The organism is Bradyrhizobium betae (assembly GCF_008932115.1).
GTDB lineage: Bacteria > Pseudomonadota > Alphaproteobacteria > Rhizobiales > Xanthobacteraceae > Bradyrhizobium > Bradyrhizobium betae.
Map to the genome: position 1 here is coordinate 6781660 of NZ_CP044543.1, position 17778 is coordinate 6799437.

Annotated in this window: 11 protein-coding genes and 1 tRNA gene; 8 read left to right on the forward strand and 4 right to left on the reverse strand. The window is 59.4% G+C overall.

The features are described 5' to 3' along the window. The first annotated feature begins 95 nt into the window (after positions 1 to 95). The 4 genes from ilvD to F8237_RS32660 all read left to right on the forward strand — a co-directional run bounded on the left by ilvD (position 96) and on the right by F8237_RS32660 (position 4269). Positions 96 to 1946 carry a dihydroxy-acid dehydratase gene (ilvD, locus tag F8237_RS32645; protein ID WP_151650184.1) on the forward strand — a complete coding sequence of 617 codons (1851 nt, stop codon included), beginning with the start codon at positions 96 to 98 and terminating at the stop codon, positions 1944 to 1946. 237 nt (positions 1947 to 2183) lie between these two features. After that, positions 2184 to 2507, forward strand: coding sequence for a hypothetical protein (locus tag F8237_RS32650; RefSeq protein ID WP_060912228.1), 324 nt, complete (start codon positions 2184 to 2186; stop codon positions 2505 to 2507). Between the two features lie 281 nt (positions 2508 to 2788). Further along, positions 2789 to 2878 (forward strand) — tRNA-Ser (locus tag F8237_RS32655). 161 nt (positions 2879 to 3039) lie between these two features. Further along, complete coding sequence (locus F8237_RS32660; RefSeq protein ID WP_151650185.1) at positions 3040 to 4269, forward strand: tyrosine-type recombinase/integrase; 1230 nt, start codon at positions 3040 to 3042, stop codon at positions 4267 to 4269. 27 nt (positions 4270 to 4296) lie between these two features. Here the strand turns inward: F8237_RS32660 and F8237_RS32665 are convergent, their stop codons facing one another. The 4 genes from F8237_RS32665 to F8237_RS32680 form a co-directional block, all read right to left on the reverse strand. Further along, entirely contained in the window at positions 4297 to 4836 is a 540-nt protein-coding gene (locus F8237_RS32665) for a hypothetical protein (RefSeq protein ID WP_151650186.1), read from the reverse strand. Between the two features lie 474 nt (positions 4837 to 5310). Further along, positions 5311 to 5637 (reverse strand): helix-turn-helix domain-containing protein, encoded by a 327-nt coding sequence (locus tag F8237_RS32670; RefSeq protein WP_244626033.1) that lies wholly within the window; start codon positions 5635 to 5637, stop codon positions 5311 to 5313. 3005 nt (positions 5638 to 8642) lie between these two features. Then, a complete protein-coding gene (locus F8237_RS32675) occupies positions 8643 to 9128 on the reverse strand; it encodes a hypothetical protein (protein WP_151650187.1) in 486 nt (161 codons plus the stop codon). Between the two features lie 30 nt (positions 9129 to 9158). After that, positions 9159 to 9956, reverse strand: coding sequence for a hypothetical protein (locus F8237_RS32680; protein ID WP_151650188.1), 798 nt, complete (start codon positions 9954 to 9956; stop codon positions 9159 to 9161). Positions 9957 to 10040: 84 nt separating this feature from the next. Here F8237_RS32680 and F8237_RS32685 point away from each other — a divergent pair, with 84 nt between their 5' ends. The 4 genes from F8237_RS32685 to F8237_RS32700 all read left to right on the forward strand — a co-directional run bounded on the left by F8237_RS32685 (position 10041) and on the right by F8237_RS32700 (position 17771). Then, complete coding sequence (locus F8237_RS32685) at positions 10041 to 10250, forward strand: hypothetical protein (RefSeq protein WP_151650189.1); 210 nt, start codon at positions 10041 to 10043, stop codon at positions 10248 to 10250. A 417-nt stretch (positions 10251 to 10667) separates the two neighbouring features. Beyond that, positions 10668 to 10847 carry a helix-turn-helix domain-containing protein gene (locus F8237_RS32690; protein ID WP_338025205.1) on the forward strand — a complete coding sequence of 60 codons (180 nt, stop codon included), beginning with the start codon at positions 10668 to 10670 and terminating at the stop codon, positions 10845 to 10847. Between the two features lie 429 nt (positions 10848 to 11276). Continuing rightward, positions 11277 to 14768, forward strand: coding sequence for a helicase-related protein (locus F8237_RS32695; protein WP_151650191.1), 3492 nt, complete (start codon positions 11277 to 11279; stop codon positions 14766 to 14768). Between the two features lie 114 nt (positions 14769 to 14882). Continuing rightward, positions 14883 to 17771 (forward strand): DUF1156 domain-containing protein, encoded by a 2889-nt coding sequence (locus F8237_RS32700; RefSeq protein ID WP_151650192.1) that lies wholly within the window; start codon positions 14883 to 14885, stop codon positions 17769 to 17771. The last annotated feature ends 7 nt before the right edge of the window (positions 17772 to 17778 follow it).

The following is a 17778-nucleotide window of genomic DNA, read 5'->3' on the forward strand; positions in this document are numbered from 1 at the left end:
GCCGAGCCACCCCGTGCGCTATCCGGCCGGAAAGGCCTGAGGCGGCTGCCATATTTTCCCGCCACGGCCGATGCAAACCGAGGACGGAAACCGCCATGCCAGCCTATCGCTCCCGCACCACCACCCACGGCCGCAACATGGCGGGCGCACGCGGCCTCTGGCGCGCGACGGGCATGAAGGACGGCGATTTCGGCAAGCCGATCATCGCGGTCGTCAATTCCTTCACCCAGTTCGTCCCCGGCCACGTCCATCTCAAGGACCTCGGCCAGCTCGTTGCCCGCGAGATCGAGCAGGCCGGCGGCGTCGCCAAGGAGTTCAACACCATCGCCGTCGACGACGGCATCGCGATGGGCCATGACGGCATGCTCTACAGCCTGCCGTCGCGCGAGCTGATCGCCGACAGCGTCGAGTACATGGCCAACGCGCATTGCGCCGACGGCCTCGTCTGCATTTCCAATTGCGACAAGATCACGCCCGGCATGCTGATGGCCGCGCTACGGCTCAACATTCCCGCCGTGTTCGTCTCGGGCGGCCCGATGGAGGCCGGCAAGGTCACGTTGCAGGGCAAGACCAAGGCCGTCGACCTCATCGACGCCATGGTGGCCGCGGCCGACTCCAAGGTCAGCGACGAGGACGTCAAGGTGATCGAGCGCTCGGCGTGCCCGACCTGCGGCTCCTGCTCGGGCATGTTCACCGCCAATTCGATGAACTGCCTCACGGAAGCCCTTGGTCTTGCGCTGCCCGGCAACGGCACCGTGGTAGCGACCCATGCCGACCGCAAGCGCCTGTTCGTCGAGGCCGGCCACACCATCGTCGATATCGTCCGCCGCTATTACGAGCAGGACGACGCCTCCGTGCTGCCGCGCAACGTCGCGAACTTCAAGGCATTCGAGAACGCGATGACGCTGGACATCGCGATGGGCGGCTCGACCAACACCGTGCTGCATCTGCTCGCCGCCGCCCATGAAGGCGAGGTCAAGTTCACCATGCAGGACATCGACCGGCTGTCGCGCCGCGTGCCCGTGCTGTGCAAGGTCGCGCCGTCGGTCGCCGACGTGCATGTCGAGGACGTGCACCGCGCCGGCGGCATCATGGGTATTCTGGGCGAGCTCGACCGCGCGGGGCTGATCGACACCTCCGTGTCGACCGTTCATGCGCCGACCATGAACGACGCGCTGGAGCGCTGGGACATCAAGCGCTCGAAGAGCGAGTCGGTCCGCACCTTCTTCCGGGCCTCGCCCGGCGGCATCCCGACCCAGGTCGCCTTCAGCCAGGAGCGCCGTTACGACGAGCTCGACACCGATCGCGAGAAGGGCGTGGTCCGCAATCTCGATCACGCCTTCAGCAAGGACGGCGGTCTTGCCGTGCTCTACGGCAACCTCGCGCAGGATGGCTGCATCGTGAAGACCGCGGGTGTCGATGCCTCGATCCTGAAATTCTCTGGCCCCGCACGCGTGTTCGAAAGCCAGGACGCGGCGGTGGAAGGCATCCTCGGCGGCAAGGTCGTTGCCGGCGAGGTCGTGGTCATCATCTACGAAGGTCCACGCGGCGGCCCCGGTATGCAGGAGATGCTGTATCCGACCAGCTATCTGAAATCGATGGGCCTCGGCAAAGCCTGCGCGCTCGTTACTGACGGCCGCTTCTCGGGCGGCTCGTCGGGCCTTTCGATCGGCCATCTGTCGCCGGAAGCGGCCGAAGGCGGCAACATCGGTCTGGTGCGCACCGGCGACCGCATCGCGATCGACATTCCGAACCGCAGCATCACGCTGGAGGTCTCCGACGAGGAGCTCGCCAAGCGCCGCGCGGCCGAGGAGGCGAAGGGCGATGCCGCCTGGCAGGCTGTGGGCCGCAAGCGCAACGTCTCGACCGCGCTGCAGGCCTACGCCGCGCTCACCACCAGCGCCGCGCGCGGCGCGGTGCGCGAGGTGAAGCGTCGCTCGAACTGAGAGCGTCGAGCGCGTTGCGTGATCGCGAGCGACGCTGCCCGCGCATGGTCAACAAGTTCTGAACGGCCGGCGAAAGCCGGCCGTTCGCATTAAGGATGCCTCAACGAACTTCAGCAGCCCAAGATTTTACGGCGTATACTGTGCCGACCTTCGCAAATCCATTTCGGGCAACTGGGGCACCACATAATGTCTCGTACTCTTGCTGTTGTTTTCTCGACCGCCGTCGCTGCGATTTCGATGACGGGCGCGGCGTCCGCCGGCTGCTACAATTGCTACGCGCCGCCGCCGTGCCAGACCTGCTACCAGCAGCAATACGTGCAGCCGCAATACCGCACCGTCGACGAGACCGTGATGGTGTCGCCCGGCGCCACCGTCGCGCATCGCACGCCGGCGCAGTACCGCACCGTGATGGTGCCGCAGACCGTGATGGTCGCGCCCCCGGGTGTCCAGTACGAGCGCATCCCCCCGCAATACGCCACGCGCCAGCGCGTCGAGATGGTCTCGCCTGGCTATTCCTATTACGCTCCGGTGCAGATGGGCTGCGCGTCCTGCGGCTACTGAGCCGATCGAAGCTCCAACCAATTCCAGGCGGCGCTCCTCACGGGGCGCCGTTTTCTTTTGGGGCAGCAAACGAGGCCCGGCAAAGGAGGCGAATCCAAACCGGGCCTCGCAACCAGCGACGCCCTGGGAGATGTCGCCAGTGTCCGGGATTGCTGAGGGGCGTAGGCTAAGGGACCAGGCTGACGGGCGCCTGACAGATCGGGCGGCCGAAGGGAGGCGAGGGGCCAACTTCGCGTTGCCTTGCGCCGTCGACTGCGTTAAGCGACAGCCGTTCGGGACTTGGAAGGGTGGCCGAGTGGTTTAAGGCACCGGTCTTGAAAACCGGCGTGCCCGCAAGGGTACCGTGGGTTCGAATCCCACCCCTTCCGCCAGTATATTGTTCTCCACTGTTCGCAGTCGTTCGAACTCCACAGCAAAATCAGTGACTTGTGCCGAAAGACTGTACTTCGCAGTTCGCCGGTGTTCTTCCTAGTCAGGTCGCTAACCGTAGTTTTTGCCCGTGTGTTCGGAGGACGGTTTTCCTGGAGGGACGATGGCTGGAAGGCTCAAACCGCTCGACGTAGAACGCCAAATCAAGCCCGGTAAATACCCCGACGGCGATGGGCTCTACTTGATCATCACCGGACCAACGTCGAAGAGCTGGTCATACCGATATTGGAAAGACGGCAAGGAGCGCTGGCACGGCCTCGGCTCCTTGAAAGATGTGTCGCTTAAGGATGCGCGCCTCGCCCGTGATGCGGCGCGCTTGCGCGTGAGGGGCGATCGCAGCACCGCCGGGGTGGACATCGTGCAGGAGAGACGGAAAGCTCGTGAAGAAGCGAAAGCCGTCGAGGCCAAGGTCGCATTGCCGACGTTCGAGGAATGCGCGGAAGCCTACATCCGAGCAAACTGGTCGACCTGGAGCGAGAAGCATCGCAACCAGTGGCCGTCCTCCCTCAAGCGCTACGCATATCCCCTCATCGGCAAGCTGATGATCCCGGAGATCAAGCCGAGCCACATCCACGATCTGCTCCAGCCGATCTGGTTGGGAAAGCGGGAGACAGCGAACCGTGTCCGCGGCCGGATCGAAACGATCATCGCGAGGAACGTGGATATCGACGATCCGGACTTTCGCAATCCAGCTGAGTTGACAAGGCAGTTGCGCGAGAAGCTTCCAAAGCGTCCCAAGCGGGTGATCCGCCATCATCCGGCATTGCCGTATACTGAGGCGCCTGCGTTTATGAAACTGCTTGCCGGTGCGTCGGGGACGGCTGCCGCCATGCTACGCTTCCTGATCTTCACAGCTTGCCGCACGAACGAGGCGGTCGAAGGGCATTGGTCTGAAATCGATCGGCCAGGCTCGACCTGGAAAATCCCCGGCGAGCGAATGAAGATGGACCAGGACCATCACGTTCCCCTGACTGATCCCGCGCTGGCGGTCCTTGACGAGATGCGCGATAGCCGCCAAGGCGAGTTGATCTTCACCAACCCCGATGGCGGAGCCTTCTCTGAAAACGCGATGCTGGCGGTACTTGATCGTCTCGGCTACGGACACGTTACCGTGCATGGCTTCCGATCTACCTTTGCTACCTGGGCCGAGGAATGTACGGACTATCCGGATGGCGTCCGCGAGGCCGCGCTCGCTCATAAATACAAGAGCGAAACGACGGCGGCTTATCAACGTGGCCAGAAGTTGGAAAAGCGTCGGGCGTTGATGACGGATTGGGCCGCATTCCTCACAGGCAGTAATGTGTGCCATTTAAACGATCGGAGAGCAGGGTAGGCGATCGTGCTACCGCTCTGGAGAAAATCAACCATCTCCGAGCAGAAGTTCGCGATCAGCTACTCTCTGCATCCAAGTGAGGCCTTTGAGCCTCGCATGCCATGTATGCGCATCATATTTGGTGATCCAATGAATCATGTTTTCTGGATGCAGGGAAAAACGATGCTCTGTGGCTGCCAGCTTTAGAAGTGCAGCTTCGATGGCGCTGCCGGATGCGCTTGAGGGGAGAGTCATCTGATACCGCTCACCGGTCAAACGGAAAAAGCCGAGATCCGCCATGATTGCAAACACGTCGATCCACACATCTTCCACTGAAAGGCTGAATGCTGTGAGGTCTTTCATTAGGAGCTCCAAAAATTTGGCGGCCCCGGACGAGAAGCAGACCTCATCGACAATTTCAACGGAGCTGATGTGCTTCTTCAGTTCTGCGTTGCGCTTGAATTGCTCCTTTAACGCTTTATCGGCAGCTGCTGCGGCCAACAACCAGCGGCCGAGAAACTCGGCTTCATCCGGCCCAGGACCTTCTACCAGAACCCACTGATTTTTATTAAGCGATGAATTAGCCATCGTGTCTGCCTACGTTCTAAACAGTTTGGTAATTGTCTGAACCGAAGAGATCATCACGGCGTGGCGATCGCCTCTTGCTCTCTCTATCCTCGATGAACCGAAAATTGCGACCGAATGTGCTCTGTCGCAAGTTCAGAAATCACACACAAAGACCCAAGTCTTCCACATGCCGGGTACGTCGCCGACAGATCCAAGCTGCCTGAAGAACGTTTTACACAGCTGGCTACGCAAGCACACGAGGATGCTGAAGGCGGGATTGCGACTGCATTTTTTAAGCCAAACTCATGGCGCCGTTCGACGCTTCAGCCGCGACGCGTTGTCTCCGACGAAAATCGTGGATTGAGACCGTAGTTTTCGTTGGACGAGCCCAAAAGCATCAGCCGATCAACTGAATGTGGACGATGGAGTATCCCCTACGGTATTGGAATTGGGTTTCGAGTCTGATGTCTTGCGAAACGGAGAGCAGGCAGTTTCCTAAACTTTAGGATTGCCACGCCGATGGGCTTCTTCGCCGAGCCGTCGCTCGACATATGCTTCAATGCTGCGCCACAAGACCTTGCGCGACTTCCCCTCAAGGAAGCTCTCTAGAATGCCAGAATTGAGAAGTTCGTAGAACTTTGCTCGGCCAATCCTGAGTGCCGTCATTGTTTCCTTAGGCGTCGCGACGATTGCACGCCCGTCCCACTGAGTCGCCATAAGCCATATTCCCGGTTGTTTGCCATCGTTCTCTAAGGCAAATTCTCGCCGTTTTTGACCTCTTGCAGTTTGCTTGAGAGGGGTTGACGGGCCGCGATTATGCAACAGATGAACCTCCCCCAGATCCAGGTCCCGCAAGACCGTCAAAGTGCGTTCGAGATTTATCGAAAACGGCTACAATCTGTGTTGCGTACCCCGAGTGCGCTCTCTGAGCTATTGCTTGCGTACATGGCTTGGCCCCGTGAGGAGAGTGGTAGAAACCGCTGGATGGCGGCATGCAATGCTACACGCTTGGCCCACGGGAAAAAGCTTGCCGCAAGTCCCTCGGTGGACCCGTTCGGCGGGCTTGCATTAGTCGCTTCCGAGGCCCTGGCCGCAACGGTCGGCTTATTGACAGACCGTATGAAAAATTGGGAATCAACCGCAGATGTGCTCCAAATGTTGGTGGATACGTCAGATCCCACTCTGGAGCTGCGCGGGGGCCAAGCATCTCGAAGGCCATTGAACTCTGCGCAGATGAGCAATCAGGCCGGAGCCAATCGCAAATTCGACGTTGTTGGGGTGACTTTCGGGAGGTGGCTCATTTGCTCGCGGCCGGAGCCGTTTTGGCGAAGCAGGTACCCGAGGGTGGTGGAAGCATCATTTCAGCTGCGTGGTATGCGCCAGACTCTCTTCTGGCAATTGCATCGGGGTTTCAAATATTCGGACTGGATCTGAAGCCGCATGGGCGACCGGACGGGGCGCTCCCAAGCTCGTTGTGGCGTATTCCACCTCACTGCATCCCGTATGGGCCTTGGATCGAGCGTCGTGCTCTCTCGAGCAGGCAGAAAGCAGTCCTTAGCGGGTACAAGGCGCTTAAAAAATACTCAAAGGAATGACCCCTCTCACCGGACTTTAGAGAGGTTACGATCGCGAAACGATCAGCACAATCTCATCCCGCTTCTGCTGGCTAACCATCAGCTTCAAGCGCCGCGTCCATAGAGATTGTGTGTGTCGTTTGCGGGTCCGCTCGGTGGTCCCCGCCGCAACCGAACCACCACAATATTTGGGTCGCGAGAATAGCGGACGGGTTTTGATCCTGCCTTTCTTCCCGTTTGCCGGCGAGGTCGCGGTGGCCTGCTGATTGGATAAATGACAGCAGCGCGCTCGGTCGCTTACTCCCGAGTTAGAGCCGGCTACACCGGCAATCTCGCGGGCTCTCACCCTGGCGGAACGGACGACGAAGCCGCATGTCAGGTTCTCCGGCCCTGCGCGCAGTATCACGATCGGCGCGCGATATACCGAGGCAACTCATATCCCCCTGTCGGATGGGTCCGACCCCCATTCGGAGGACCGACTGATCGCACGTCACGCGATGCCCGGATAAAGCGAGCGGAAATCGTGGTCCGAGACCGTGTCTCTTCCCTGGTGACGGGGAGGGGAGGACGACGGAGGAGGAGCTGTATCCTCAATGCAAGAGCAGCCTTACGGCGAAGAGACCGATATGCTTGCTCGGAGCTGCGCGCCGAAATGTCTTGGCATGCGTCTGCATTGCCGGGCAGCACGTCACAAGACGCTCGCCTCAAGCTCCTTCTTCGAGGCCACTCAACGTTCAAATACTCGCGTGCGCGCACCGTGAGTCACCGCGCTGACTCACCGTGTCTCATGGGACAGTCGCCGCAATGCCGATGCACGATTCATCTGTGATTTGCGCGACTTAGGGCAGTTCACGCCTGTGAGACAGGAGGTGGGACATGCAAGCCATGAAGGATCCGGCGAGCGTCGAGTGATCGCGGCGCAGGGCTGGAGGGCCTCAATGCTGGCGGCGCTGTGGGGGACCCAGGGCGCTTCTGCGGGCCTGTGCGGCTGCTGGAGACCGGCACCGGCGGCGATGGGTCCCTGTCCACAAGCGCGCCCGCGCCTTTTCGATCAACATGGCGCTGGAGCTGTACGGGGAGCCCATCCATGTCGGGCTGACGTGGGACACCCACCAAGCGCTGTGCGTGAGACCGGGCGCCATGCCCGAGGGGAGGCTACGTCCTCCGATGATACAGTACAAACCGGCCTAGGGTCTCACCCAGCAAGAGATACCCGCCCTTATGGAGCAGGCGCCACGCGATCCGGGCCAAGCTCAACTGGCCTGCACCCTAACCGAGGCGGCTGCGCCATGAGGCAGCTGTGGCGCGTCCCGGGCTCTGTCTGGAGCCTCGGCTCTGCCATCATCCTGACCCGGCTACTCGCTAGGAATCAGGTTCGGCTGTGGCAAGGCCGCACGAAACACGGTCCGATTCGTGATCGAGCTGAGACCAGGGCGTCTGCGAGACACCCGTGCCGTGGGACCGCGGCGGCATTTGATGGCAACCGCATAGCAACAGCTATGCCAAACGAATAGCAACGGCATGGCAAATGCCATAGGAGACGACGTATACGAGTGGCGCAGCGTCGTGAGCCAGCCATTGCACCGGCGGCCGGACTGCCCCGGCGGTCTATGGCGCGATCGTCGTGCTGGAGCTCAATCTCGTGCGTTCTCTTGTGGCGCGCTGCCGGGCTGCGGCAGACCGGGCTGCCGCTCGGCGTGGCGGCACGAACATCCGTTGCCGTCGCCTCCGCCATCATTCCGGCGCCCGATGGAGAGCGCGCCGAGGCTCGCGTGGCGCGTCCTAGGCTCGGTCTGGAGCTTGTGTGGCACTTGCATCGTGCTCAACGCCGGCTATCGGCTAGGACCAACGTCGGCTACGGCAAGGGCGCGCGAGGACTGGTAATCGAGTTTAGACAGGGCCCAAATATGGGATAGAGGCAACATCTGATCCCAACCGAAGCCATTGGCTAAGCCACTGGCATCCTACTGGCATAGGAGACGGCAAGGGCCACACAAGAGGCGGCTGCATCGGCAACTTGGCGGGCAACTACGATCACACCCGCGAGGAGCTGGAAATCAGGCCGGCGAGACACCGCGAGTCACCGCGCCGCCTCAGATGAGACAGGTGTCTCAGGCTTCACTCGGCCGAAAACCCAGTTTGGAGAAAGACTTCGCGTGAGACACCCAGCCGATTGGCCGGTGAGACACCCCGGGGGGATGCAAACCTATGCCCCTGAGTAACGAGTCGCTCAGCGCGTGAGTGCTTCCCGCTTCAACCCATCCATGTTCCTGGTGGATGCCGCTCGTCGCGCGCTTTCCTTGACTCTATCATCGTATCGTAGGCACGTCTTAGCTCGGATCCGAGCGGCGCCTGGGCTCCGTCCTGGTTGCATTCGGGCATAAAGGCGAAGCCGAACGCTCGCTTTAGCTCCCGTTCGTATGCCTCAATGGCCGAATGGTACTCCGCGAAATAGTCCCGAGCTGCGCCCTGGAACGGATCAGTAGGCTCTTCGGGGGAGCCGGTAAGTATTCCATTCAGAGCCGAGTTTGGTTGCCCAACATCTTCAGTCTGCTCTGCCGAAAGACGTGTTACAGGGGCGACATCAGCGGCCAATTGTTTGCGGGCTTTCTCGGCCAACCGCAGGAACACATTCGCCATGCGAGCCTGCTTCTCCGCTTTTTCTGGATCGGGCTCAACCTCGCATCGAGCCTGAAGTCGCCTGGCCATTTCCAAATGTTGTTCCGGTTTGAATCGCATCGCCAAACTCCCCTCTGAGATGCACGCAGACTAAGGGCATGATGAAATTTCGAATCTGCTGATGAGAGAACCAGAACGGTCCCGGTACTCATACGCATAAACTGCGCCCGCATCGATCTTCATCCGGTGCTTAGCGCATGCAGCATCGCGTAATCTCTGCTCACGGCCTGTCAAATCGAGCTGAGTTGGTCGGGTGACGAGGAACGTCTTGGTCAGCGAAAAAAAGCCAACTTGTGCCTCGACTAAGGTAATGTGGGAGTTTACTGCTCTTGGCACCAGCAGGGCGGCGGCTTCAGCTTGTAGGAGCTTGTGAAGCTCAATTTTCGAATTTATTTTTCCGTTGGCCCACATCGAAAGCGCAATGACAATCGCGACCACTGGCCGCGGGAAGCTTTGAACAAAGACAGACAGCGCGCGCGCGATGCGGAAACGGGTTGGCACCAAAATTCGGACGGCAGCGCTCAGCTCCGATGACGTCAAATATCCGAGTGTGCCTTTCGACGTATGCGCGGCGACCATATAGAGGCGGCTGAAGCCAAGGAGCATGGCCGTAAGGTCGACCGCCTTTTCTTCCTTACGCAACGGATGATAGATAGAATCCAGGACGACATGCGACAGTTCATGCGCAATCGCGATTGCGACCTTATCGTAGCTGTTCTCTTCGAGAAATTCTTTGCGAAGAAACATTCTAATCGAAAGCTTCTTAAACTCAGCGCTGCCGTAGAACGGCATGTTGGCTGGTATCTCGACCCAGGCCGGAGTTTGAGCCATTCCCTTGGGGCCACCGCTGTTTACCCAGCCTACCAGAAGGCGGACGTCAAGGTTCATGGCTCTCCGGATAAGGCGCACCATGCCCTCGTAGTCCCGCAACCGGTGCAGAGCTCTCAACTTCCGTGCCGGGATGGGCGAGACATGAGGAAGATGCTGCTGCAGCTGGGCGATGAAGGATGCAACATCTATGTCGGCCACGACACCGGCTCGCCTGAATCCCGCGCGTTAGATGTACCCATGTGCATCTGCGACGACTTCAGCCTGACCGAGCGGACGTTCGCCCTTGGACGTTCGCGCAAGGCTTTTCTGAGTGCGGTCTCAACAACCCGTACCGCTATCGACAGGTTGTGATGCTATAGCCATCGCCCAAACCGATAGTAGTGCACGTGATTCCTCCGTCGCTCGCGTGAGCTTTTCCGGAATCCGCCGGCACCGCGAATTGCGAAAAGTCCAGCGCGGGCGCGTTCTCTTCCTCTTTCTCTCGCCGTATTTGCCGCGCTCTTTCCCGCTGGTAATCTTCCGTCACAGATCTCGCCAAGTCAGAGGTAGCCGCACGGGGATCAAAGTCGACGCTCTGAGCTTCTACTGGCGAACCAACATGAAGCACGACCACCACGGACAAAGCGAAAATTGCAAAGCGCATGAACTATTCCTCCACAACCGTCGAATGTAACTTAAAAGCGGTCGCCTTAAAAGCGGTGTTGCGTCGAAATTGCGGGGGTGAAACGAACCCACAAAGGCCCGCTTCGGGACATCATGGCGAAGAACATGCGTCGCCTTCGCGCAAAGCGTGGGCTCAGCCAGGAGGCTTTGGCCTATGAGTGCGGTATCAACCGGACCTACCTGAGTGGCGTTGAACGATCTGAGCGAAATGTCTCAATTGACAATATCGCTCGCATAGCCCGCGGTCTAAAGATCGAGCCTTATCTCCTCCTGAAGGATGACTGACTCCATTTCGCGCGGCCTGCAGGCACGCTGGATTATCAAGAATGTCCGCCAGTGCGCCTGACTCACTGCGCGTGTACCGCAGGGCCTTCGACAGCGCGCATCAAGCTCAAGCCGGGTGCTGCCAGTTCTTGAGCTTGATCCAGAATTCACCGGCCGCGCTAGGGTCAGCGGAACGGGGCTCCTCCGAACCGGTTGGACCATGCCTTTGAAAAATCTAACGTTTCCCCTTGCGGGGAAAGGGTCGTATTTGGTATCCACGCTAACAAGCTACGATTCTAATTCCGCAGCCCCCCTGAGCAGAGAGTGCTGCAGCGCGTCTATCAAACAAGACCCGCCGACGCTAAGATTGCAATATGCTGGTCGGATATCTCCATAGTTTAGGTGGCAAGTAGCGTGTTTTCCTCTGAAGACATGTGCTAGCCGTCTTCCATGCTTTCTCTCGACAAGGTCATTGCAGGGGCAAAAGTGCGCGGTCTGGCGGGTGCATCGCCGGTCGAGATCCTGCGCACCGAGTGGATCGGGTCGGATGCTCTTAATGTCGTCTACCGCGGTTCCGACGGACCCGCTGAGGTAGTACTCTTCCGCGACTCGGAACCGAACCTTGAACTAGTCCAGGCGAGCCGCGCCTTCGGCTTCGATGGCGACGGAGAGACGTTCCGGATTGCATCCGAAGCGCAACGCATCCGACTTGCGCATCTGTTCGATCCCTACTTTGCAGTCCACAGCTCGCGGATCGAGCCGCTGCCGCATCAGATCACGGCCGTATACGGTGAAATGCTTCCCCGTCAGCCGCTGCGGTTTTTGCTCGCTGATGACCCTGGCGCCGGTAAAACGATCATGGCTGGGCTCTTCATCAAGGAGCTGATCATTCGTGGCGACCTGGAGCGCTGTCTGATCATCGCGCCGGGCAGCTTGGTGGAGCAGTGGCAGGATGAGCTGAAGGAGAAATTCGATCTTACCTTCGATATCGTCTCGCGCGAGCAGATCGAGACGTCGGTTACCGGGAACCCGTTCGTCGAGCGCAATCGCCTCATCATGCGGCTGGACATGGCTGCACGCTCGGAGACGTTGCAGGCGAAGCTGCAGGCCGCTTCAGATTGGGACCTCGTCATCTGTGACGAAGCGCATCGCATGGCGGCGAGTCTGTTCGGCAACGAGGTGAAGTACACCAAACGCTACAAGCTCGGACAGTTGGTCGGCGGTCGTACGCGCCACTTCCTTCTAATGTCGGCGACACCTCACAATGGCAACGACGCAGACTTTCAGCTTTTCATGGGCCTCCTCGATGCGGATCGCTTTGAGGGGCGGCCGCGCGAGGGAGCCCGCAAGGTCGATGTGTCCGACCTGATGCGTCGCCTCACAAAGGAAGAACTGAGAAAATTCGACGGTTCGCCACTGTTCCCTGAGCGCAGGGCTTCCACGATCCAGTACCAGCTCTCTGACCTCGAAGCCCAGCTATATGCCGCGGTCACCCAATATGTGCGCAATGAGATGCGCAATCTCAACAATCTTGGCGACGACAAGCGGAAGAACAACGTAGGCTTCGCGCTGCAGATTTTACAGCGCCGGCTCGCGTCTTCTCCCGCGGCGATCTATCGCTCGCTTCTCCGCCGTCGCGAACGGCTCGAAGCTCGGTTAGCGGAGGAGCAAATTATCGCAAGGGGAGGCCGGCCACAGAAACAGGAGCAACTCTCATCCCTTTTTGATGATGACGAAGACAGCGATCTCGACGAGGTCGGTGGCGCAGAGCTGGAGGATGCCGAACAGCAGATCGCGGATCGTGCGACAGCGGCCCAGACCATTCCCGAGCTTGAAGCCGAGTTGATTATTCTCCGTGACCTCGAAAAGCTCGCTAACCAACTGAGGAAGTCGGGCGAAGATGCCAAGTGGCGCCAGCTTGGCGAGATCCTAGACAAGCCTCCAATGGTGGATGAGGCGACCGGCCAGCGTCGCAAGCTGCTGATCTTCACCGAGCCGCGCGACACACTCGAATACCTGGCTGACAAGATCAGGCAACGCATTGGCAAATCCGAGGCAGTAGTCGTCATCCATGGCGGCGTGCCACGTGATGTGCGGAAGGCCAATATTGCGGCCTTCAACGATGATCCAGAGGTGCGCATCCTGGTCGCAAACGATGCTGCCGGGGAGGGCGTCAATCTACAGCGCGGCGCTCATCTCATGGTCAACTACGATCTGCCCTGGAACCCAAACCGCCTGGAGCAACGCTTCGGACGTATCCACCGCATCGGTCAAACGGAAGTCTGTCATCTCTGGAACCTCGTTTCCGCCGACACGAGGGAAGGCGAGGTCTACGCTCGACTACTTGAAAAGCTCGAACGGGCGCGAGAGGCCTTGGGAGGGCGCGACAGCGTCTATGATGTGCTCGGCGAACTCTTCGAGGGTAAGCCGTTACGCGAACTGCTCATGGAGGCCGTACTCTATGGTGACGACCCCAAGCACAAGCAGCGGCTGTTTACAGCTGTGGATGGAGCGGTCGACAAGGAGAAGATCGAGACGCTGATCCGCGAGCGAAAGCTCACCTCGGAAGGACTCGATCCGCGCACAGTCACGGAGATCAGGGAAAAGATGGAGCGCGCTGGGGCGCGACGCCTTCAACCCCACTACATTCGAGCGTTCTTCGAGAAGGCATTCGTGCGGCTCGGCGGGCAGATCAGGCGGCGCGAGACCGGCCGCTATGAGATAACGCGCGTGCCAGGGCGTCTCCGCGACCGGGACCGTTTCGCGGGTGGCGTCGTCCCGATCGCTGAACGTTATGAGCGCGTTTGTTTTGACAAGGCATATCGCGATACTCACAAGCCGCAGGCGGCCATCATCACCCCGGGCCAAGGGCTACTGGACGTGGCGATCGCCGTCACACTGGAGGAGGCGGGCGATGTCCTGAAGCGCGGCGCCGCCTTGGTGGATGAGGCTGACGAGGGCCGCACCGGTGCTCGCGTGCTCGTGACACTGGAACATACCATCCGCGATGGGCGACCGGGCCGACATGGCCAGCCGAGCGTAGTGTCGCGCAAGATGCAGTTCGTCATGCTCGATGAGCAAGGCAACGCCCTGGATGCTGGTCCTGCACCCTATCTGGACTTTCGCCCCCTCCAGCCTGATGAGACCAATACCGCAAGCAAGCTGCTCGAAGTCGACTGGTTGAAGGGCGACATCGAGAAAATGGCCATGCACTTTGCGATCGCTAATCTCGTGCCGCAGCACCTCAGTGAGACGCGCGAACGCAGGCTCGCAGAGGTCGATAGGGTCGAGGGCGAGGTAAGGGCGCGGCTCAAGCGCGAGATCAATTACTGGGATGGCCGAGCCGAGGAATTGGCCTTGAAAGAGCAGGCCGGAAAGGGTGGCCGGCTTAATTCCGGCAACGCCCGGGCCTACGCGCAGACGCTTACAGAACGGTTGGATCGACGCCTGCGCCAGCTTGTCGAAGAACGGGACATCCAGGCCCTGCCACCGCAGGTAAGGGGCGCGGCCTTGGTGATACCGATTGGCCTCCTAAGATCGCAGACGGGTATGGCGCCAAGTGGTTTCGCTGAGGATGCGGTGGCTCGGGCCGAGGTGGAGCGGTTGGCGATGCAGGCTGTTTTTGCCGCAGAGCGCGCCCTCGGGCGTGAGCCGCGAGACGTGTCGGCCGCCAAAGTGGGCTTCGATATCGAGAGCCGCAATCCCAAGAGCGGGCATCTACACTTCATCGAGGTCAAGGGCCGTATAGAAGGCGGCGACACCATCACTGTCACGACTAACGAGATGATCGTGGCGCTGAATGCCGAGGAGCATTTCATACTAGCGATAGTCCCTATTTCCGCCGGCGGGTTCGCCAATCAGCCTGTTTACGTGCGCAAGCCCTTCGACAGCCCCCGGCCCAGGACGCTTGCGCCACGATCTTTCATCTCGACAAGCTGGTGAGGCGCGGGACGGCGCCATGTTGAAACGAGAGAGCTCGAAGCCTTGGCGAACGACCATCGCTAGGACTGCACCTGCACATTTGCTCGGCGGAACATGCCGCGAGGAAAGGACTAAATGGCACTAGCCGCAAAAGACCGAAAAAAGCTGATCGAAGTTTCGATCCCGCTAGAGGCAATCAACGCTGAGGCTCGTCGACGTAAACAGAAAGCTCCGAAGGGTTACCCGACCTCGTTTCACAAATATTGGGCGCAGCGACCAGTGGCTGCCTGTCGCGCAGTCTTATTTTCACAGATCGTCGACGATCCGGCGTCGTGTATCGAGGAGTTTCCGACGATCGAGGCGCAGAATGTCGAGCGTGACCGGTTGCATCGACTGATCGAGCGAATGTTGCCGTGGGAAGTATCAAACGACGAGGCTATCCTCAGCGAAGCTCGCTACGAGATTGCCCGGTCGGTTGCCCGTGGTCGCAGTGAGAAATTGCCGCCTCTTGGCGAAATGAAACCGCAGGCGATTATAGACTATCTGCAAGCTCACGCTCCGCCGGTGTTCGATCCATTTTCCGGCGGTGCCTCAATGCCGCTTGAGGCACAGCGGCTGGGTCTTAAAGCCATTGGCTCTGACCTGAACCCAGTCGCGGTGTTAATCGGCAAAGCGCTTGTGGAACTGCCCCAAAAATTTACTGGCCGCAGACCGATAAACCCTGAAGTCAATGAGTTGCACCAGTGGAGGGGTGCACAAGGTCTTGCGGAAGACGTCCGCTTTTATGCCCGCTGGATGCGCCAGGAGGCGGAGAAGCGCTTGGAGCAGTTTTATCCTAAGGTCACTCTTGAGGACGGCAAGGAAGCGACCGTCGTCGCATGGCTGTGGGCTCGCACAGTTCGTAGCCCCGATCCGAAGGCAGGAGGAGCCTATGTTCCACTCGCATCAACATTTCTACTCTCGTCTAAAGAGGGGCGCGAGGTAGTCGCTGTCCCTCAAGTCAATCGGTTCACTCAAACATGGACGGTCGAAATCAATGACCATCCTACGTCAGAACAAATCAAACTGGCACGAAGCGGAACTAAAAAGGGAAGCGCAACATTCGCGTGCCTCCTTACTGGGGTGCCGATTGATGGGCGCTACATAGACGAAGAGGCATCTGAAGGCCGAATGCGATCTCGCCTTGTTGCCACTGTCATTGAGAGCAGGAATGGACGGCGTTATGTAGCTCCTACATTGCAGCATGAAGCAACGGCGCAGCGCGCTGTGGAATTTCTGGCGACGTCAGGGGAAGCAATGGACATTCCCCTTCAAGAGTGTCGAGGAACATTTGGCAGCAATGCTCAGGGGCGGCGGTACGGATTTCGCCGGTTTTCTGACTACTTCAGCCCGCGACAATTGCTTGCTGCCGTTACGTTTTCAGACCTGGTGATGTCGGTCCGAACGAGAGTGCTTGAAGACGGCCTTGCATGCTGGAGTGATCCGACAATAGCTGATCGGCGACCAATCGCCGAGGGCGGTCTCGGGCCTGTTGCTTACGCCGACACCATCGCTACGATGATGAGTATCGTTCAGGCCAGGATGAACCTTTATGGGTCGAGCCTTTGCAAGTGGCTCACAAAAGACAACGCCATGGCATCGGCGATCGCCCAAAAAGGGATCGAGATGGCTTTTGACTTTGCCGAGGGCAATCCGCTCGCGAAATCCAGTGCAGACATCCTTACCTGCAGTGAAGCAGTAGCTGGTTGCCTTGAGCTCCTATGCCCAGCAGCGCCAGCGACCATAGAGGTCGCGGATGCAGCCAGTACCAACGTTGTTGATCAACTGATCGTAGCCACCGATCCCCCATATCTCGATAACATCTCCTACGCTGATCTTAGTGATTATTTCTATGTTTGGCATCGCCGTTCGCTAAAGTCGATCTGGCCGGACTTGTTTCGGCGACTAGTTACGCCAAAGACAGAAGAGATTGTTGCGGAAAAGTACCGACATGGAGGAGAGGCGGCGGCGGCCGCGTTCTTCATGGCTGGAATGAAATCGGTGCTGACCCGACTAAGCAAAACTGTCGCCGACGATTATCCGTTAACTCTGTTTTACGCTTACAAGCAGAGCGACGCGGAGGCTGACAGGCAGTCGCCCACTGGTTGGTCGGCTTTTCTCCAAGCGGTCGTCGACGCAAACTTATCCATCGACGCAACATGGCCATTGCGAACCGAGCTAACAGCGGCGCTCAAGCAAAACGTGAACTCCCTCGCGTCATCTATCGTTCTCGTCTGCCGCCTTCGCCATCTTGCAGCGCCGACTACTACTCGGGCCGATTACATCCGCGCGCTTCGTCGCGAGATGCCTGATGCCCTGGCAGAAATCCGCCGCGGCGGTGTCGCTCCGACCGACCTCCAACAGGCTGCAATTGGGCCTGGGATTGGCATATTCACTCGCTACGCCCAAGTTCTCAATACTGATGGCACGCCGATGCTCGTCAGTGATGCCCTGAGGCTTATCAATCAGGTGCGCGAGGAAATAACTTCTACAGGGGATGCAGACTACGACAACGAGACTCGGTTCGCGCTGGATTGGTTCGCGGCGAAGGGTTTCGAAAATGGCCGGTCTGGCGACGCAATCACCATGACAAACGCTGTCAACGTCTCGCTCGACGGGTTGAATGCCGCCGGCTTCTTTAGCGCACGCAGTGGCGGGGCTCGACTTTTAAGGCGCGACGAACTTCCCAATGCATGGGACCCAGCTCTGGACGCCCGCGCCACCGTCTGGGAAGCTTGTCAGCATCTTGTCAAACGGCTTACGGCCGAAGACGGAGGCGTCGAGGCTGCAGCCGTCCTCTACAATCGTTTGGGCGCGCTCGCCGACCCCGCTCACGCGCTCGCACGTCGCCTTTATGACATCTGCGAACAGAAGCAGTGGGCTTCTGAGGGCCGAGTTTACAATCAACTGCACCAGGAATGGGCTGTGATCGAGAAGCGCGCAGCCGAACTGGCCGACACCCGCACCGACCTGTTTACCCGTTAGGGGGAGT